Origin of the sequence: Flammeovirga sp. EKP202 (genome assembly GCF_014534745.1) — a bacterium.
Lineage (GTDB): Bacteria > Bacteroidota > Bacteroidia > Cytophagales > Flammeovirgaceae > Flammeovirga.
The window spans coordinates 1-21,794 of the sequence record NZ_JACVVP010000057.1 but is presented as its reverse complement, the minus strand read 5'-3'; the positions used below and the strand labels follow the sequence as shown (position 1 = coordinate 21,794).

11 protein-coding genes are annotated in these 21,794 nt (G+C 36.6%); 2 read left to right on the top strand and 9 right to left on the bottom strand.

What is annotated here, in order from left to right; all coding sequences use genetic code 11:
• Positions 1-90 precede the first annotated feature (90 nt).
• The 7 genes from IC221_RS24425 to IC221_RS24395 form a co-directional block, all read right to left on the bottom strand.
• The gene (locus IC221_RS24425; RefSeq protein ID WP_188171460.1) at positions 91-768 is read right to left on the bottom strand and encodes a hypothetical protein; all 678 of its coding nucleotides are present in this window, start codon (positions 766-768) and stop codon (positions 91-93) included.
• A 178-nt stretch (positions 769-946) separates the two neighbouring features.
• A complete protein-coding gene (locus tag IC221_RS24420; protein ID WP_188171459.1) occupies positions 947-2,491 on the bottom strand; it encodes an arylsulfatase in 1,545 nt (514 codons plus the stop codon).
• Between the two features lie 31 nt (positions 2,492-2,522).
• Entirely contained in the window at positions 2,523-3,374 is an 852-nt protein-coding gene (locus IC221_RS24415) for a family 16 glycosylhydrolase (protein ID WP_188171458.1), read from the bottom strand.
• Positions 3,375-3,517: 143 nt separating this feature from the next.
• Positions 3,518-5,965, bottom strand: coding sequence for a glycoside hydrolase family 2 TIM barrel-domain containing protein (locus tag IC221_RS24410; protein WP_188171457.1), 2,448 nt, complete (start codon positions 5,963-5,965; stop codon positions 3,518-3,520).
• Between the two features lie 161 nt (positions 5,966-6,126).
• On the bottom strand, positions 6,127-8,511 hold the full coding sequence (locus tag IC221_RS24405; protein ID WP_188171456.1) for a glycosyl hydrolase: 2,385 nt from the start codon (positions 8,509-8,511) through the stop codon (positions 6,127-6,129).
• A gap of 127 nt (positions 8,512-8,638) precedes the next feature.
• Positions 8,639-10,177: a RagB/SusD family nutrient uptake outer membrane protein gene (locus IC221_RS24400; RefSeq protein ID WP_188171455.1), complete on the bottom strand. Its 1,539-nt coding sequence runs from the start codon at positions 10,175-10,177 to the stop codon at positions 8,639-8,641.
• A 10-nt stretch (positions 10,178-10,187) separates the two neighbouring features.
• Positions 10,188-13,241 (bottom strand): TonB-dependent receptor, encoded by a 3,054-nt coding sequence (locus IC221_RS24395; protein WP_188171454.1) that lies wholly within the window; start codon positions 13,239-13,241, stop codon positions 10,188-10,190.
• A gap of 680 nt (positions 13,242-13,921) precedes the next feature.
• Between IC221_RS24395 and IC221_RS24390 the strand changes: the two genes are divergently transcribed.
• Positions 13,922-15,481, top strand: coding sequence for a sulfatase (locus IC221_RS24390; RefSeq protein ID WP_223241478.1), 1,560 nt, complete (start codon positions 13,922-13,924; stop codon positions 15,479-15,481).
• A 519-nt stretch (positions 15,482-16,000) separates the two neighbouring features.
• A complete protein-coding gene (locus IC221_RS24385) occupies positions 16,001-20,011 on the top strand; it encodes an ATP-binding protein (protein ID WP_188171452.1) in 4,011 nt (1,336 codons plus the stop codon).
• 344 nt (positions 20,012-20,355) lie between these two features.
• On the opposite strand, the gene IC221_RS24380 is transcribed toward IC221_RS24385, so the two are convergent.
• Together IC221_RS24380 and IC221_RS24375 are read right to left on the bottom strand one after the other, a co-directional pair.
• Positions 20,356-21,270, bottom strand: a complete 915-nt coding sequence (locus tag IC221_RS24380; RefSeq protein WP_188171451.1) for a metallophosphoesterase — start codon at positions 21,268-21,270, stop codon at positions 20,356-20,358.
• Positions 21,271-21,278: 8 nt separating this feature from the next.
• Positions 21,279-21,794: hypothetical protein (locus IC221_RS24375; protein WP_223241477.1), on the bottom strand; the 516-nt coding region annotated here is incomplete at its 5' end.

Genomic DNA, 21,794 nt, shown 5'->3' with positions numbered 1-21,794 from the left:
GGTTGCCTTTTTGTTTTTGAGGCCGCTTGAGCTACTAAGCACTAAGGCTCTAAAAAGGGAGTTTTAATTGCATAATTTAATATTCATTTCTTAAAAAGGTAAGTCTATATCGTCTTCAAAATTACAACATTGGGTTTCTGTTCTCTCTTCAAAAGATCCTAACATTATGTACACATCTTGATCAATTGAAAGCGTGTTTAAATTTGATTCATTTTGCAGAAAATCAATTCCTATAATGGAACAATATTGATGAATTAAGTCAATGCCGATTGATAAATAATCAAAATCTTCAGACCTCTCAATATCAAGCTTTGGAAACTCACCCTCATTAATTTCCACTTGTAATGTTACATCTTTTCTAGCTTCACTTAATGGATCAAATGATGCATTCCAATTTTCTTCAATAAAGGGAGAATCTCCAACATCTTGAATTGCAAATTCTCTCTTTTTGACCCCTGAAGCATATAAAGCAAAATACCCCCAACCAAAACGATGTAAGTAATGTAAAACAACAACCTTAGTTTTTAATTTTTCTGATAAATCGCATCCCCAATTCTCTAAAACATCTGAAGACTGATATTCTACTTTCACCCATCCATTCTTCCTTTCTCCACATATAAATAAGGATTTTGGCAAACCGTCTGTAAAATAAGTTTTCTGTAAAGCAGTTCTGTCTACGACCTTTTGTTTTTCATTGCTTTCTAATAACGAAGTAAGCTCTTTAATTACTTCTGTTGTTTGTGTAGATTGAATATAGATTGCTCTCATTTTATATTTATCAATTAGGAGCTATGAGGATATTTAGCTACAATAGTGTATTTCAAAAAAATGTTTTAAGGTACTCAAGAACTTTTAAGATTCAAAAACAAAGAAGTATTTGACAACGCTGATCATCCGATAAAAAAACACCTTCCCTAACCGAAATTAGAAAAGGTGTTTATCATAATTATAGAACCTCCACTGCCTTTATCGAATCCAACTTCGCTTGAAGTTGTTCTACTATTTCAGGATATTCTTTTGCTAGGTTTGTGAGTTCTTGAGGATCTTTTTCTAAGTTGAACAACTGTGGCTCATGTGACATCCCTCCTTCAATATTTTTGGTTCTGTCCATAAAATTCGGGATCCTTTTCCCTTTTGGAATGGGCTGAATGTATTTCCAATTGTGATTTCTGATGGCTAATGTAAAGCCTTCTTCCACCATATAATCACGGCCGTCTTGTGAAGCTCCGATTAATGCCGGAAGCATATTTTTGGAATCTTTTGCGATGCCTTCTGGTAATTTTTTGCCCAATAGATCTGCGAAGGATGCATAGAAATCTATATGGGAGAAAGTGGCATTATTCACTTGACCTGCTTTGATTTTTTTAGGCCAGTAGGCAATCATTGGTACTCTTGTTCCTCCTTCGAAAGAAGAATATTTTCCTCCGCTGAAAGGACCGTTGGGTTTGTGGTCTCCTAGTAATTCGATGGCATGATCATCGTAGCCATCTGTGAGAACGGCTCCGTTGTCTGAAGTGAAAATCACTAACGTATTTTCTTCTAAACCTAATTCTTTAAGTGTTTTCATTACTAAGCCTGTCGTGTAATCCATTTGTAGAATTACATCGCCACGTACACCCATTGCTGACTTCCCTTTAAACTGATCTGAAGGAAGGCGTGGTACGTGAATATCATGAAATGCGAAGTAAAGGAAGAAAGGATTGTCTTTGTTTTTTCGGATAAAATCGGATGCTTTTCCGGCTAACTTTTCAGGGAAATCCTCATCGGTCCACAATGCTTTTTCACCGCCTTTCATATAGCCGATTCTTGAAATGCCATTGATGATGGTATTGCCGTGTTGTTTGTCTGCTCCTTGACGTAATAGTTCTGGATGATCGTTTCCTGTAGGACGATCTGAAATATTCTTTTTGTAGCTAACGGTGATCGGGTCATTGGGATCAAGGTTGACTACATTATGATTTTCTAAATAAACAGAAGGTACTCTGTCACCTGTGGAAGGTAAAAGGAAAGAGTAATCAAAACCGATTTCCAATGGACCCGGCTTTACGGCTTTGTTCCAGTCTACATTTCCATTGCCTAATCCTAGATGCCACTTCCCTACTACGGCTGTTTTGTACCCTTCTTCCTTCAACATATCAGGAAGGGTTTTCTTATTGGTATCAATCAGCAAGGGTGCATCACCAGGTAAGATTTGTGCTTTCTTTCTAAAGGCATATTCACCTGTCAGCATTGAGTAACGAGAAGGCGTACAAGTGGCATGTGGGGAGTGGACGTCAGTAAATAAGACACCACCGTTGGCCAATTTATCAATTTCAGGAGTTTGAGCTCCTTTCAATCCATTGACTCCTATATCACCGTATCCTAAATCATCTACATAAAAAATAATAATATTAGGTTTGTCTGTCTTCTCCGATAATTTTGATTCATTAGGGTTGGACTTTTGACACCCCATCATCCCTAAGAATGTCAAACCAAATAGTAACTTTTTCATTTCTTTTCTTCTTTAAATCGTTTTATTGTTTTCAATTCACATGTGCTTGAAGAAGAGGTTTACTTTTCCACACTCTCACATAGTCGACTTTTGCTTCCGATAGTTTTCCAATCGGTTGATCTTTGAAATTACCATCAGCAAAACTTGCACCAACGGAAAGCCATAACCATTCATTAACATTAGGTACCCAAGTATCTTTGTAGGTTACTTTCAACACACCATCATAATAGATCTCCATTTTATCTTCTTCCCAAAGCAATCCATAAGTATGGAAACCCTCGTGAATGTTTGGGGTATCAAACTTCTTTGTATTGGCTTTATGATCTTCAGAATATCCGTCAATGTGCACTACGGATTTTGTTATTTCTGAAAGCCACGCTGATTCAAAAATATCAATTTCTGCCCCATCATTAGCTGTTCCATCTACATTTCGTTGGTGATGACCTTGAAGCCAAAAAGCGGTATGATTGCCTTTAGAAGTCTCTGCAACTTTAATTCTTGCTTCAAAATAACCATACTTTGGTTCATACTTTCCTCTTGAGTCAACACTTCCACAATACATTTTGTCTTCTGTTACTTTTGAGCTTTTCATTACCAAATTACCCTGACCATCTAACCAAATATGATCTTTCACCCAAAACCATGAAGATATACCCAATTTAGGTCTTGGTCGCCTACTACTTTGGCTTGTTGTAATACTCCATTTTGTAGTATCTAAAGATGTGCCTTCAAACTCGTCAGACCACACCAATTCCCACTCTTTTGTAGGGGGAAATGCAGCTGTAGTTTCTGTAAAAATATAGGGTTGAGGCTGTTCTTCTTTTTCCTGATGACATGCTATCACGAATGAAAGAAGAAGAGGCAGGTAAAATAGATTTTTCATTATTGTTTTGATAAATTGATGAAAAAAGGGAGGACCATAACACCCTCCCATTTAATTACCAGTACAAATGCTTTCGTTGTTTCAAAGAAGCGTACTTTATAATTGATCTCTTATCTGCTTCTCTATTTACTACTTACATTTTATTACATTAAACTTAATGTATTGACCGTTATTTCCTTGGATTCCAGTCCATCAGAAGACACCTTCAAAGTAATATTTCCGGCATCTTTTGAGGACTGTAAAATAGCCACACACTTTCCATTAAATGCTTTTCTTTTATGATCCACAAAGGATTCCAATGATGTAGGATCTCCATTTCCAACCCCTCTAAGCTGTCCTTCTCCTTTGACTTCAAAATGAATCAAATTATTGGCTCTAGGGCATAAAACACCCTCTTTATCCACTACTGAAATTGTGGCATATACAATTTCTTCTCCATTGGCGGCTACTTGATTTCTATCAAGTTCCACTTCTAAAGCAATTGGGCTCCCCGCCGTATATTTCACCTCTTCCGCTAAAATATTACCTTCTTTATCTAAGGCCACCACTTTCAATTCACCCTTTTGGTAAACAATATCATCCCATCTTAAACGGTAAGAATCATAAAGTTGTGAAGCGTCTTTTGTTCTTATTCCTAAGCTTTTTCCGTTTAAGAAAAGTTCTGCTTTATCATAATTTGTATAGCAATGTACACTTACCGTTTGTCCTTCTTTCCAGTTCCAATGTGGTAGTAAATGCAATACTTTTTCTTCTGACCAATGACTTTTATACAAATAGAAACGGTCTTTTGGAATACCTGCTAAATCAATAATTCCGAAATAAGAACTTTTTGTAGGCCACTGTTCATTGTAAGGAGTAGGTTCGCCTAAATAGTCATACCCTGTCCATACAAATTCACCCATGATAAAATCATTTTTCTCTTGTGCTTTAAATTCCCTGTCGGGTGTCTGTGCCCAGTTAGGAAAATCCATATCAAAAGAATTTGAATGAAGGTTAGGACGAATTTTATGTTTTCCTTCTTTTGCAGGGAAGAAATATTCTCCTCTGGAACTTACCGTTGAGGCTGTTTCGCTTCCATACATTTTCCATTCTGGATGATCTTTATGGAACGCTTCATATTTCTGTGGTTTATAGTTCCAACCCGGAATGTCCACTGCGTCAGCCAAACCATTATTAATAGCACCTTTAAAGTTATTGAAGCCTGCTGTTGAAGGTCTCGTTGGATCTTCCCTGTGTACAATATCTGTTAGGAACTGTGCGTTTTTAGCTCCATTCGGGTCGTTTTGCTCTCTGATTTCATTTCCAATTGACCACATGATTAAAGAAGGATGATTTCTATCTCTATGAATCAGAGCTACCAAATCTTTTTCTGCCCAATCATGCCATAAAGTATTGTACCCGTTTTCAGTTTTCGGAATTTCCCATTCATCAAATGCCTCAGCTATAAATAAGAAACCCATTTCATCAGCTAGTTGTACTAAGCTTGGATCAGAGGGATTATGTGTCGAGCGGATCGCATTGGCCCCCATTTCCTTCAATTTCAATAAGCGATGTTTCCATCCTGAAAGATTATGTGCTGCACCTAAAGGTCCTAAATCATGATGTAGACAAACACCTTTGAATTTAAGAGGTTTCCCATTTAAGAAAAAGCCATCATTGTTTGTAAACTCTATGGTTCTGAATCCAAATTGACTTTCATAAATATCTACAATCTCATTATCTACCACTACTTCTGTGATTACCTTGTAAAGATTTGGTGTTTCAATAGACCACCACTGAGGGTTTTCCACTTCCAAATCCATTTCAACTTCATTATTGTTTTGGTCTAGCTTAATCGATTTTGTACTTGTACTCACTCTTTGGTTTTTGAAAAATATAGATTGAATGAGTTCAATATTTTGAGCTTGATCGGTTTTGTTTTCTACGCTAGTTTTGATATTGACATTTCCTTTGGAAGCTGTGATTTGAGGAGTTGTAATATAAGTCCCCCAATTTTTCACATAGATTGGATTGGTCTTTACTATTCTGACCTCCCTATAAATTCCAGCTCCAGGGTACCATCTTGAAGAAAGTGATTTATTTTCTAAATGTACTTCTAATAAATTGTCTTGATTGAATTGGATATAAGGTGTTAGTTCAAATTCAAAAGAAGAGTACCCGTAAGGCCAAGTTCCTACAAACTGCTTGTTGAGATACACTTTTGCGTGGCTCATGGCACCGTCAAATTGGATAAAGATTTTCTTTTGCTGATCCTCTTGCGTAAAGTAAAGTGATTTCTTATAAAATCCTTTACCAATGTGTGGCAATGCTCCAGTTCTACCGGTGCGTACTTTGGGTACACGTTCTCCATCTTCCAACACAATGACTGCTTGCTTGTCTACCTCCTGATCAAAAGACATTGAAATAGCCCAATCATACGGTACCGTCACATTTTCCCATTGGTGCTCCAATGTGTCGTTGTATTGAAATTCCCATTGATCCGTTAAGCGAATAATTTCTCTATTGTTATTATTTACCTTTTCGATTTTCTGACAGCTCAACATCAAGCCCCAAAAAACAATTAGAAGATAAAATAAGTAGTTCGTTCTCATAGTCTCTTTATTTAGAAGTTAAAGGCTGTGTTTCTAGACCTAAGGTTGAAAATAGGGCCTATGATGGTCTTGTATTCACAATGGAAAAAATCCCATCATAAGTCCCTGTTTTTAATTAAAAGACTGGTCTATTTCATTACAACAGTCCTCTCCTTTATTATTTATTTCTCAGTCACTACCACATTGTCAAGGTAGAAGAACCCTGCCGCATTATTTTTTGCTTTATAGACATTAAAAGTCAAAGAGGTATGTCCTGCTGGCACTGTGTATTCAAATGTAGTCTCTGTCCAAGTTGTGGACGCAGTAATTGTTTCTTGGTGTTTGATACTTCCAACATTTGAAGGTTTTATGGTAAATTTCAAATCAACACCATCACCATCACTCCACTTTGTAAACATTGAAAATACATAAGTCTTCCCTTCTTCTACTGTGATTGTTTGAGCGATTGAAGCCTCATCTTTTTTCAATCTTGCACATTGTTCACCTTCATAAGCTGTTGCTAAAGCGGATGTCACAATATCAGCTGTACCAGAGTTATACCCTGACCAAGGAGAAGAATCTGCTTTTAATGCTCCTGCTGTTACATCTTCAAAATCTCCTTTTTGGACAAGGTTTACTTTCGCTGGAGGAGCAGGCGTTACATCACCTGTTTCAAATAATAATACATCATCGATCATCACTGTATTATCTGCTTCTCCACCTGGCTTGATGATCGTAATCTGAATTTCCGCTGTATTCTCACCCGTTTCAAAAATAAATGAACTATTAGTCCAATCTGTTTGAGAAGCATAATTACTATTTAATAATTCTACTTTTCCACCGTCCGTAATATCAAATACTTTTACAATACCTGCTGTAGTTGGTACATTACCCCATTTTGAATGGAGGTCTAAAGTATATTCTTTATAGCCTTCAACCGTATTTAATTTATGATTTAAAAACGCTCCATCTGCATTATTGTCTGTCGCTAAAATTGCATACTTCTCTCCTGTATGAGCATCAGCGATACCATTTACAAAATTACCATCAAATCCGTACCAGCTCTCTCCACTTGATGGGAACGGTCCTGCTGTAGTCGCTTCAAATCCACCATCAATGATTAAACCTGAATCGGGTACTGGTTTTGGTTGGGGTTCAGGATCTACCTGCTCATCTGTCTTAAATACAGCTACTTCATCAAGATACAATACTGTTAACCCTGCGTTGCTGCCATCATTTGTTCCTCCTTTGTAGAACACCAAGTAGGCCGAGGTTGTACTAGGTCCTGTTGTAAACTTAGTGGTCACATCTGTCCAATCCGTGCTTGTAGAAAGCTCTTCAATGTAAAGTCTTTCCCAACCTGCCTCAGGTTTAGTGTCTGGAGTTCTGTCTTGAACCTGTACCATCATTGTACCATCAGGAGTTTCTGCCCATTTAGTTGAATATTTAAATTCATATACTGTATTTGGCTCTACCTCAATTGCTTGTAACATTGAACCTCCATCACCATTTTTATCTGCTTGGATTTTACCAGAAACAATTCCTTTTCTAGCAGAAGTCTCATCTACAAAACCATTGTCATAACCGCCCCAAGCACCCTCAACGTTTCTGAACTCAAAACCTCCATCAATCACTAAACCATAGTCTCCTGCTTCTGGAAGTTCTCCATTGCCTGACCCTGCTTTAAGGTTAGGGTCATTCTCTGCATACAAATCACCCAATGTAGTCAACATGTCGGTGTTTTGTTCATAAATTGTGGAGATATGTAAAGCGGCTTGATTCTTCGCTCTACCACCATCAAACCAAGCATATCTCTCAATATAAGAAGCTTGATCCATCATCGGCAATAAAGCTTCCATCAAGTCATACGCTTGTTCTTTCGTTCTCTTGTTATTTTCTGGCGTTGTTGCAGTCCAATCCGCCAATCCCATCTCCGTGATCCAAATGGGTAATCCCCATTTAGTATTGGCATTTTGGAAAGCTTCCATCCATTTGTTGGGGTCAATAGAGTCTGTATAACGGTGCATACAAATAAAGTCCACTCTTAAACCTTTAGCATTGGCTTGGCTCATAAAATCATCTAACCATCCACTTCCCATTGATGCTGGTGCCGGTGAACCTAATGGCACGCCTACTGATTCTAGAAGTGGCCATAATTCTATTGCCTCCTCTACAGACATATGGGCTTGATCTTCTTTGTCGGGTTCATTAAAACCCAACAAATAATTGATTTTTCCTTCAGCAGCTAACGCTTTTAATTTCTCCACTTTTCCTTCCACATCATTTCGTCCCCAAATCATCGGTACGAATTCAACATTATCAGGAAGGCCTGTAGGGTAATCACTTCCCCATGAGTAATGCCAGTACGGCATCACATTGGCCACACAATTACTCCATACTGGACTTTTTAAAGTTTGTCCGTACCCTTTTTTACCAAATGATTCCTCTGGTGCAATTTCCTCTTCACCCGGTGAAGGTCTATTGTTGATCATATCATCCAAATCACAACTCATTACTGCAATAAGGATCGGAATAAGTAATATTATTTTATAGGCAATTTTCTTCATTTCATTTCTTTTTTGAGTGTTGAAGTTCGCTCTAGCACGGAGGCTTTCAGCACCTCCATACTAGGTCATTCAAAAAAATAAGTCAGATGTGAATGGTTTGAATTCTCAAACCATTATTCCATTGTATTTACCAACCTGAGTTTTGAGAAAGGTTTGGATTTCTATCCATCTCTGTTTGAGGAATTGGCCACCAATAATGTTTGCTTTCATTGAAAGTTCTCTCGTGAAAGATTACTTTATTTTCAAAATCATCTTTTGCCGTTTTCCATCTCAATTCGTCAAAGTAACGGAGACCTTCAAGGGCTAATTCTACTCTACGCTCATGTCTGATTTCATTTCTCAAATCATCTTGCCCCATTGAGCCATCAAAGTCAGGCATTCCCACTCTTCTTCTCACTTGATTCAGAGCATTGAAAACATCTCCAGATGGACCGCTCAATTCATTTTTAGCTTCAGCGTACATTAATAACACATCAGCATATCTTAAAACCATAAAGTTTCGATCTCCATCAGTGTATAAACCTACTTCTTTTCTGATGTACTTTTGAATACCATAACCTGTAGCTTTTACAGAATTATCCCATTTTGCTTGGTCTACCCAAGGTTCTCCACCTCTTAAAATGGTAACATCTAAACGTGGGTCTCTATTGGTAAACTCAGCCCAGTAATCATAAATACTTAATCCTTCCTCTGCTAATTCAGTTTCAGATTTTGGTAAACCATTTTCGTGCGTCCATGTTGAGAATGGAGTCGCTTCAGGATCATCTTCTGCTTTTACACCATTTTTAGTGTAGTAATCATGTACTAGGTTAGGAAGTACACTAAAGTGGGATTGTGGTTGCTTTTTATAAGTTCCACTAAACATCTCCCCTGAACGCATATTGGAAATAAACTGTACAGAGAAGATCGATTCTATACTATTTTGGCCTTCCGCTGAGAAAAGTGTTGCATAGTCATCTAATAAGCTGTACTTACCAGAGTTCATTACCTCTTCACAATCTTTCATGGCGTTTTCCCATTGCTCATTGAAAAGGTACACTCTTGCTCTTAAAGCCAAAGCAGCATATTTATTGATTTTACCAACTGCCTCGCCTTTTTCTGGTAGCATATCAATCGCTCTTGTTAAGTCATCAATAACCTGTGCTACCACTTCTTCTTTTGGAGACTTTTCAATTCTAGCTTCTTCAGGAGAAACTACTTTGAGGATAAGTGGTACATTATTGAATAACATTGATAGGTTATTATAGAACAACGCTCTTAAAAATAAAGCCTCGCCAATAGCCGTGTCTCTCACTTTTGCATCAATACTCATTCCAGGAGCATTGTCCAGGATTTCATTGGCTCTGCGGATACCTTTATAGTTATCGTTCCACACCCAGCCAATTCTATCCGTTGCAGGATGATGTTGCCCCACACTAATATCCCAGTAATTCATCCAAGTCCATTCATTGTAACCATTATCACTGATACAATCTAGGTCTCTAATTCCTCTACCATACAATTCTTCTGGAGTGAGGCTCTCATAAGCGGCGGTTACTGCCAAATGTAAATGATCTTCTGTTTGCCAGAAAGAATCTTGATTTAACGTGTTATTATCTTGTAAATCTAAATAGTTACTACATGAAAAACATGCGGCACCTAATAGTGTTATGATTGCTTTTTTCATGATGCTACTATTAGAAAATGATGTTTGTACCAAAAGTTAAAGTTGTTGTTTGTGGATACGCTTCGTTTCTAGATTGACTCGCATAACGTTCTGGATCCCAATGTTCCAATTTAGACCATGTCAATGGGTTTGTAGAGTTGGCGTAGATTCTAAGTGATTGTAATTTTAATTTTTTACATACACTTTGGTTGAAATTATACCCAAGTTCTATGTTTTTCAATCTGAAATAAGAAGCATCTTGTACCCAGAAAGATGAAATTTGTTCGTTGTTTACATTTCCTAAACGTGGCATAGTTGCATCTTGATTCTCAGGAGTCCAACGATCTAACCAATCTGTAGTCCAGTTCATTAAGTTGTTGCCACTTCCACTGTGGTGTCCTGTTGCTGAAGAATAGATATCTACATTTTGAACACCTTGGAAGAATACCTTCAGGTCAAAACCTTTATAAGCAACTCCCATATTAATACCGTACATATACTCTGGGTTCGGATTACCAATAATTGTTCTGTCTTCATCATTAATAACACCATCTCCATTGATATCCTGATAAATTAAATCACCTAACTGAGGAGTTTGTCCATCAATGTAAGGGTATTTCTCTAAGTCTTCTTCTGTTCTGTAAATACCTGTGTTGTTGTAACCGAAGAATGAACCGATTGGGTGTCCTTCCATATTTACCTGTCTGTTGTTAGGGTATTGAGTTTCCCCTTGCATACTGATGATTTCGTTTTTGATATTCGTGATATTGAAACCAATATTGTATTCGAAACCTGACTCGCCTACTTTATTGAAGTGATTTACCGCTAATTCCCAACCTGTATTTTTTACTCGGCCAGCATTTTGAAAAGCTGGATTGGAAACGCCTGTCGCACCTGGAATTGGTAATTTCAGAAGAATATCATCTGTATCTTTCACAAAGTAATCTGCTGTTACAGTAATCAAGTCATCCCAAAAACCAAGGTCAGCACCGATACCGTAAGAAGTGGTTGTTTCCCATTTAATATCAGGGTTAGCTAAGTCTGTAACCGCCAAACCACCGTTGTTAATCGTTGAACCATCAATTGGGTAACCATCTGTTGGCGTGTAAGTTTGTGAGTAAGGATAATAACCGATCTTATCGTTACCTAACTGTCCCCAGTTGGCTCTCACTTTACCGAATGATAAGAATTCACTTCCTTTCAAGAAAGACTCATTAGAGAAAATCCAACCTGCTGACAAAGCGGGGAACAAAGCAAACCTATTATTTGCTGGGAATTTAGAAGAACCGTCTTGTCTGATGTTTGCTTCAAATAAATATCTGTCATCAAAGTTGTATTGGAATCTACTGAACAATGAAAGTAACCTTGATTCGTTGAAAGTACCATCAACCACCGCATTACTACCCGCACCAATCTGCCCTAAATCATTACTTGGTAGATCTGTCACTCTTACTTTAGACCATCTATGCGCATAAGAATTCATTGTTGTACCCACAAGTACATTGATGCCATGTCGTCCAAACTTCTTGTTATAATTCGCTGTATTTTCCCATTGTACGGTTTCATAAGTATTTGAAACGTCTTGTAATGAATTTTGAACTCTTGAAATATCAGAATCATTACCATCATTATCTGTCAATTGGAAAGTATGTTTATGTGCTTTATTTAACCCTTGTGTGAAAGAGTAACTGAAGTTAGTTTTAAACGTCAGACCATCAATTGGATTAAATTCCAAGTAAGGATTGATCGTTGTCTTATTTGAATTGTTGTGCTGTCTACTTGCCTCAGTTGCATAGAAAAGAGGATTTTTGGTATTGATTTCAAACGGATTTCCTGAAGCAGAACCCCATGAGCCATCTTGATTGAAAACAGGAACCAATGGAGATGAATTCGCAATCAAACGCATTACACCTTGATCATCAGTATCTGCTGATGCTTCTGATTTTTTAATAGCGCCAAAGAAATTTGCACCAAATTTAAAACCCTTTCCAAGGTCACTTTTCATATTCAATCTATAATTGATTCTTTCAGCAGAAGTACCATACATAATTCCTTTTTGATCTAAGTAACCAAGGGAAGCCATGTATTGTGTTTTTCCTACTTTCTGTGATAATGAAAGCTGATGATTCTGGAAAAATGCACCATCTTTGAACGTTTCATCTGCCCAATCAGTGTTTCCATAACGGTAAGGGTCACTACCCTCTCTTGCTATTGCAATTTCTTCATCTGTATAAATAGGAGATCTTCCAGCATTAATGCTCGCCTCATTCTTTAAAGTCATATAATCCCAACTATCTAAAAAGTCTGGCAGTACAGTCGCTTTTTGTAAACCAGCATAAGCATTATAGTTTACCTTTAATTTCTCAGTAGTTCCACCACTTTTTGTAGTTACGAGGATTACACCATTAGCTGCTCTTGTACCATAAATAGAAGCTGAAGCTGCATCTTTCAACACTGAAATACTTTCAATATCAGAAGGAAGAATATCTTGCATACTTCCTGGTACCCCATCAATTAATACTAAAGGACTTGAGTTGTTTAAAGTACCGTTACCTCTAATGATGATTTCAGCACCACCACCCGGCTTACCGCCTGACTGTGTTAATTGCACACCTGCAATTCTACCCTGAAGCATTGCCTCTGTATTGGTCACTGCTTGATTTCCGACATCCTTATCTGGGGTCACTACACCAATGGCACCTGTCAGGTTTTCTTTCTTCTGAGTACCATAACCTACCACTACAATTTCTGATAAGAGTTCAGTAGATTCTACTAAAGTAATATCAAAAGATTTGTTTTGTCCTACTACCATTTCTTGAGGTTCGAACCCCATAAAACTAAAAATGATAGAAGTTGCTGGATCATCAACAGCAAGTTTAAACTGTCCGTCAAAGTTAGTAATAGTACCAGTACTTGTTCCTTTAATTTTAATGTTCACCCCTGGTAAAGGTGCCCCTGCTTCATCTTTTACTGTACCCGAAACTATTCGATCTTGTGCTGTTGCTTCAAAACCGAAGAAGATTAAGGTTAGCATTAGTAATAGTTGAAAAGGAAATTTCTTCTTTCCGTGATAGAAACTTTTCATAAAAAAAATGCTTTAATTTTTTCTACCAGAAACACTCTGCAGTCAAAAAAATGAACCTTCTTAATAAAGTAAGATCGGTGCTTTTCATGTTTCTGAATAATTCATTTCATAGAACGTAGTTGATCATTTGAAATCAATAATAATTAAAAGAGGAGTTTTAAAAATCAGATTAAGAATTGATAAACTACTTGTTCTCGTCTTACAACGATGATGTAAATATGAGCGGTCTTCTTTTTTTCTTGATGTCCATATCCGTCAATATGTGACTATTTTACACTTATTTGAAATAAAATACTGATAAATAAGTGTTTACGATTAAAAAATGAGTTAAATAATTTATTAACTGTCAAGAATCAATTAAAAAAATAACGAATTTAGTCGCCATTAATGACGAATCTGTTCACCCCACGAATATAACTATAGCTTTATATTTGTAAAAATACCAAGACAAAAACATTCGTATTAATTCTGATTATTTTTTAGGGTTTCTTACATTGATAATTTTCAAAAACAGAAACCTCCCTTACAGACAACCTGCCTGTATTTACTTCAAGTCATGAAGAATTACTTCGCAATAATTATGACTTAGTACTTTGTCCTTGAAATGGTAATTTCACTTATCACTAATCAATTCCAAATCAATGATACATTTGTCTAAATCTCTCCTAGGGATATTTTTTTTGACGTCATTTATTGCTTGTAAAACAGAGCAGAAAAAAGCTTATCAGTCTCCTGACAAGGCACCCAATGTGTTACTGATCATTGCTGATGATCTTGGGGCACATGATTTATCTACGACCAATTCAGATTATTACGAAACTCCACATATTGATCAGATTGCTGCCAAAGGGATTCAATTTGATCAAGGGTATGCCTCTTGTCAGGTTTGTAGCCCATCAAGAGCGAGTATTATGACTGGTAAATCCCCTGCACGACATGGCATCACGGATTGGATTGGGGCGAAGGAAGGTGAAGCTTGGAGAAAAACAAAACGATTTAATCAACTACTTCCTGCCTATTATCAACATCAATTAGATACAAATTATATCACAATGCCTGAAGCTTTCAAAGCCCACGGTTATACCACCTTCTTTGCCGGAAAATGGCATGTAGGTGGTGAAGGATCACTTCCTGAGGATCATGGTTTTGATATCAATAAAGGTGGTTTCCATGCAGGAAGTCCTCATGGTGGTTATTTTTCACCTTATAAAAACCCGAGACTGGAAGATGGTCCTAAAGGAGAAAATCTAAGTAGTCGACTTGCACAAGAAACAGTCGACTTTATGAGAGAAAATAAAGAGAAACCCTTTTTTGCATGTCTGTCTTTTTATGCGGTACATGGCCCAATACAAACCACTGAGGAAAAATGGAGAAAATATAGAGACAAAGCATTAACACAAGGCGTAGACAGTGTGGGATATAAAATGGGTAAGTTTTTACCAATCCGCCAACATCAAGACAACCCTGTTTATGCTGGTCTGGTAGAATCTATGGATGATGCCGTAGGTAAAGTGTTATCAGGATTAGAAGAATTGGGATTAAGTGAGAATACCATTGTTGTGTTTACAGGAGATAACGGAGGAGTAGCCGCAGGCGATGCTTTCTCTACTTCCAATTATCCGCTTAGAGGAGGTAAAGGTTATCAGTTTGAAGGTGGGTTGAGAACTCCGTACATTATTAAAGTGCCTTGGTTAAAGCAATCAAACATTCATTCCAATGTGCCTGTTACACACACGGACTTTTACCCTACTTTATTGGAACTTACCGGACTTCCTTTACATCCTGATCAACACCAAGATGGTGTAAGTCTTGCTCCTCTTTTTGTGGGTGAAACCATCGATGATCGTTCTATTGTATGGCACTACCCACATTACGGTAATCAAGGTGGAGAACCGTCTTCTGTGATCCGTGCTGGAAAATGGAAATTGATTCATTATTATGAAGATAACCGCAATGAACTTTATAATCTGAATGAAGACGTTCATGAAAAACAAGACCTTTCCAATGAGTACCCTAACATCGTAAAGAAATTGAGTGATGATTTATTTACTTATTTGAATGACTTAGGAGCAAAATATCCTGAAAGAGATAATACTTGGTCGGAAGAAAAAGAAGAACGCTATTTGGAAAAAGTGAGAACGAAGAAAATGCAATCACTAGAGAAAAAACGTATGGAAATGTTAGCGGAAGACTTTCAACCCAATACAGATTGGTGGGGGTCTCAACGTATAGTGGATTAATATACTCCGTTTTTTTCTGATATTCAATGCATTGTAAACTTCGGTTTCGACTTTTAGAAATCAGGAGATTTCTGATGATCTGTAGGACACGAATGCCGCTATCGCTTAACATTCGCGCCAGTGGAACTACTACTCTAATCGTTTAGTAGTTCTAACCCCGGCCTTGAAGGGAAAAGCGTCAAGAATTTCATGGAGTGAGCCGTTAAAAATGATTTTGCTGTTTGAGCGCAGCGAGTTTAAAATCATTTAGGCGAGAGAAATGGAATTTAGCTTTTGACTTCTAAGCCTTGACTTTTTTGCTTCGTTTTTGTGTTAAGACAAAAATGAAGAAGAAGGAAGTTTGAAAGTAGATCCTATAAGTCTTGTAGAAAAATCGATTGGAAGTTCACGAAGACTAAGTTTACAATGTATTAACATTAATAAATACTTTTTACTTATTATTTCCCATTGAAATAAGGTTTATTTGAGTGGTAAGCAATTGTACTCTTCTAACGGTACAGCGACTTAATGAACAATGAAATGAAATACTACCATTACTTATTTTCACTAATTTTATTTTTTCACCTCCCAAATTTCGGATTCTCAAATGCTAGTGAAGGTTATCTTTATGAGTACCTCAACGTCTCCAATGGATTATCAAACAACTCCGTCACAAGAGTAGTGAAAGATGAATTGGGGCAATTTTGGTTTGCGAGTAGTGAAGGAATTGTAAAGCTTGATGCACAAGGTTTTGAACATTTGAAGCCTTCGCCCCGTTATGAGCATTTTTACAGTGAAGATGTTGAAACTCTCGAATTAGGAGCACATCATACCCTATGGGTTGGCACCAAAAGTGGCGGTCTTTCCAGTTACAACATTGCTAAAGATCAATTTGTGAGTTATCACCACGTGTTCAAAAACTACAGTAGAAATAATTCTTTCTTGAGAATTACTTCATTAAAAGAAACGAGTAATGGTTACTTATGCATCGGTACCTGGATGAGCGGTTTTTTTGTAATGGACATTGAAAAACAAGAAGTTATTTTTCATCATCCTAACAACAAAGTCATACAATCCATCCAAGAAACTAATAATGGTAATGTATGGTTTGGTTCAGGGGGAAACCTGCACGAATTTGATTTTAAGACCTTAAAGATTCAAAGACATCCTATCAAATCAGTACCTTGGATTACAAAGATCATTTATGACCATAAAAGAGATGCACTCTATTTTGGTAGTTCAAAAGGTGTATTCGAATATTCCATTGATACGCATTCTACTAAAAAATTCATTGGAAGAAATGATGAAAAACTCAAACTCATCAATTCACTTAGTATAGATCAACAAGGCAGGCTTTGGGTAGGAACCTGGAAAAATGGTCTGTACCGAAGTAATCCTGAGAAATCGATTTTTCATAAAATTGATTTGAGACCGGCGCACGAACTAAATAAGAATTATCAGGGAGTCACGGATATTTTTATTGATAATAATGATATTATATGGATTACGACCACGCATGGTGGTGTAGTGAAACTGACCGAGAACAAAGGAATCTATAAAATTGCGAATTCCTTCAAAGAGAATGTCGGTTTTCCAGACAATAACATCAACAGCATTTTTGTAGACCGATTCGATAATCAATGGATTGGCACAAAAAACGGCGGTATTGCCTATAAGAAGCAAGCTGAAAAACAATATAAACACCTTCCTGTATCAAGGAATCTTATTATTTCTGATTTTAAAACCATCGGTGATCAAGTTTATGTTACCACCTCTGAAGGCGTCTTTATCTTTTCCATTCATGATCCTTTTGGGAAAAGTTCGTTTTATGGTTCTTCTAAATTCAGAAAGATAAAAACCATTTTTTATGATCAAAAAAATCAAAAGATATGGTTTGGTTTACAGCAAAATGGTATTGCTTGTATCAATGCATTGGAAGCATTTGATTTATCTAAAATGGAATATTTTAATCCTGTCAGTAAAGGAAAATATTATTTTGAAGCAGACCGTATTGAGCATATTGTAGAAGTAGATCAAGAACATTTTTGGTTGGGTACTTTTAATGGTTTATATAAATTCAATAAAAGTGATAAAACCTCTACTTTCATTGATCTAAAGGCAAAGTTTAACTTCCCTTCTAATATCATTTTATCGTTATTCAAACACCCTGACCTACCGTTACTTTATGTGGGAAGTGCGAATGGTTTATTGGTATTAGACACTTCTAAAGACAGTCTGCAAGCCGTTCATTTTTATGATCACACCAGCGGTTTAGAAAATGATTGTATCAATGCCATCACCATGGATCAACAAAACAGACTTTGGGTGGGGCTTTCAAAAGGTATCAGTTGCATTCACCTCGACAATCATACCGTTCAAAACTACACTAAAGAAGACGGTGTAGATATCTCATCCATTAATATTGGTGCGGTTTACAATAAGAAAGACCTGATTTACTTTGGTGGACAAAAAGGAATGGTACTTTTTTCGCCTTCTTTTATCTCCGACAATGTGACACTCCCTAATGTCTATTTCTCCCAACTTTATATCAATAATCACTACATTCAGGTAGATGACACATTAGACAATAGAGTGCTTTTGCAACAGGCTTTACCATTTACCAAAGCAATACAATTGGGGTATAAGGATAAGGTGATTCGCTTGAGTGTAAACACCACCAACTATGTGGATCAAAAAAATGTGGATTACTATTATAGAATAAAAACAGTATCGGATCAATGGATCGACAATCAACATTCTTCAAGTATCAATTTTACTCAATTGCCCGTTGGGAAAAACGTATTGGAAATCAAAGCATGCTTGTATGGTAACTGCGGTGAAACCAATCAATTGGTGATCGATATGAAGCCGGCTCCTTGGTTTTCGACTCCTGCTATTCTCTTTTATATCTTAGTGGCACTCTTGATCATTTATGGTGTTTTCAAATTCTTTATTCGTAAAGAAAAACTAGAAAACCAAGTGCGTTTGATCCATTTGGAAAAAGAAAAGGAACATGAAATTACAGAAGCCAAAGTGCGTTTCTTCACCAATATTTCACACGAAATCAGAACCCCTCTCACGCTTATTCATTCCCCATTAGAAGACCTCTTGGAGGAAGAAGACCTTCCTTCAAAATACAAAAGTAAACTACAGATCATCAATAAAAATGCAGACAATTTATTGGTACTTGTAAATCAATTATTGGATTTCAGAAAAATGGAAAACAATAAATTGGAGCTTTCTTATGACTATATTTCTATTCGAAAAGTTGTAGAAAGCAAGTGTTGGGAATTTCAATCTTTATTACAATTGTCGGGGCTACATCTTGATTTCAAATCCAAAGTCAATGAAAACCAACTCTACAAATTAGATCAGGAAAAGGTCGAGATTGTATTGAATAATCTTCTTTCCAATGCGATAAAATTTACACCAAAAGGAAAGACCATCACACTGGAATTGGCAGTGAAAGATCATATTGAAATTAAAGTCATCGACCAAGGTGTAGGAATCAAAGAAGAGGATCTAAAAAACATTTTCAATCGCTATTATCAAGGTACAACTCCAAGTCCTCAAACGGGAACAGGGATTGGACTGGCACTTTCTAAAAGTATTGTCAACTTACACGGTGGCGATATTCACGTCAAAAGTTCTTATGGAAAAGGGACCGCGTTTACAGTAGAACTCCCCGTTTTAGATGCCAAAGTGGAAGAACAACAAATCACTGAATTCACTACGCCTTCGGAAACCCAAAGAAGCTTACTTTTGGTGGACGATAATCTCGATATTTTACGTTATCTCGAATCGATTTTTGAAAAAGACTATCATATCTTCAAAGCGGAAAACGGAAAAGAGGGGCTTCAAATTTTAGAGAAACAGCCCGTTGATTTGATTATTTCAGATGTGATGATGCCTGTCATGGATGGAATGGAGTTTTGTCAGAAAGTCAAAAATCACCCAGACCACCAAAGTATTCCACTATTACTGCTCACTGCAAATGCCACTACAGAAAGTGAACTCAACAGCTTAAAAATTGGTGCGAATGATTATTTGAGAAAACCGTTCAACAGTAAAATCATTAAAGAGAAAGTCAATAATATACTGGCTTACAAAGCGCAGTTGATCGCATTTTATGCTTCTCAGCTTCAACCTCAAAGTGCTCCCCAACAAGAAGTAGAAACCACTTCTAAGATACTCTCCGAAGATGAAAAATTCATCCAAAAAGCAGTCATCTACATTGAAGATAATATTGACAACGATGAACTCAATGTTGAGCAATTATCGGATCATATGTGTATGAGTCAATCGACATTATACCGAAAAATTAAGGCCGCAACGAATAATACGATTGTTGGTTTTATTCGTTCTGTAAGATTAAAAAAGGCTGCTCAGTTGTTGATCGATACAACTTTAAGTTTAAAAGAAATTGCTGAAAGGGTCGGCATTAATGACGTAAGGTATTTCAAAAGAGAGTTTAAAAAACAATATGGGGTAGAGACTGATTATTGCAGAAAAAATAAGTCGGTTACACTAGTTGATAATAATGTAAACTAAATTATCATAAACTTTCAATCGATCTTTCTACAAGCTTTTTATATTCTACTTTCAAGCTTCCTTCTTCTTCATTTTTCCATTGATGAAAAACGAAGCAAAAAATCTAGACTTTGAAGTCAAAAGCTAAATTTCATTCCTCTCGCCTCAATGATTTTAAACTCGCTTTGCTCAAACAAGAAAATCATTTTTAACGGCTCGATCCATGAAATTCTTAACGCTTTTCCCTTCAAGGCCGGGGGAAGTACTACCAAACTAAAATGGTAGAAAGCTCAATGGTGTGAATGTTAAGCGATAGCGACATTCGTACCCTATAATCACTAGAAATCTCTCGATTTCTAGAGAGACTAGGCCATTACAAAATTATCCTGCTGTAGTTCTTTCTCACCATCAAATCGGTACGCCACTAACAATCCACCTTTTGCAACACTGTAATCCAAACAACACACATTGGGTTTGAAAAGCATAGGTTGATTTTTAAGCCAATAATGTCCAAAAAATACAGGGCGTTCCACTGCTTTATAATAACTGAGGTCATCCAAAGTGGAAGCCTTTATTGAAACAGATGGAAGGTTCTCTACGGGGTGATGAACACTGATCGTTTCAAAAGTCATTTTTAAGGGATCTTCCCACCATTTATACCTTATATCTTTACGAAGATTACCGTCTTTATCAGCAAAAGTAATCCCATCTGGCAATCTCAATTCTTTTCCTTTCAATGTTTGCTCAATGGCATTGTTCAATGTATCATTTGTAGTATTCGCTTCTTCAATCAATAATTTGGTGAGACGATTTTGCTTTAATTTGCCTTTCAAAAACGTAATATTTTTCTCATTCCAACAAGCATGAACCGCTCTGATATTTTTATCTTCATAAAATAAAGGCAGCGTCAAAAACCATTCGATGTACTCATTGTATTCTTTTTGTCGGTTTTGAAATTGTTTTAAAGTCTCATAGTGCTGTATAATATTCTTGATCCAGTGTTTTCGGAGATGCCCACCTTCTTTGTTTTGTAAATGAAAACAGATGGCATTGTACTCGTGATTCCCCATCAACGCAATGGCATGCCCCATTTCTGTCATACCTTTAACAATCTGAAGTGTCTCTCTGATTTTAGGACCTCTATCAATATAATCTCCCACAAAAAGTACTTTCCGGTCAGGATGTCCATACACTCCAGATACTTTTTTGTAACCCAGTTTTTGTAAAAGTCTTTCGAGTTCGTCGGCATGTCCGTGGATGTCTCCTATGAGGTCTAGCATGGTTTATCTTATCTAAATTTATTAATTAGGGCTTTAAAATCTTCGTCTTCTAAGTAGTGTTCCCAATCCTCATCATTTAAAACAAAATCAATTTCTTGTTCATTGTTTGTTAAACTTATTTCTAAATATTTCAAGGCATTTTCTTTATCTTCTTTTAATGCATAAACACATGATAGGTTATAACTTTCCCCTCCTAATTTTTGCAGAAGTTTTCCCTTCTCTAGAGCTTGATTTAAAACTATTATCGCTTCTTTACCTGTATTAATTCTATAAAGAAGAATCAAATTATTTACCCAATTATTTAATGCATCGATATGATCAGGCTTAATATCTATTACCCTTTTATATTTATCTATTGATTCTAAAAACAAAGATTCTGCTTCGGCTCCTTCCTTCATTTCGGCTATATCACTCAATGATACGCCCCAATTCAAAAATGCATCAATTTGATCAGGCTTAATATCTATTACCCTTTTATATTTATCTATTGATTCTAAAAACAAAGATTCTGCTTCGGCTCCTTC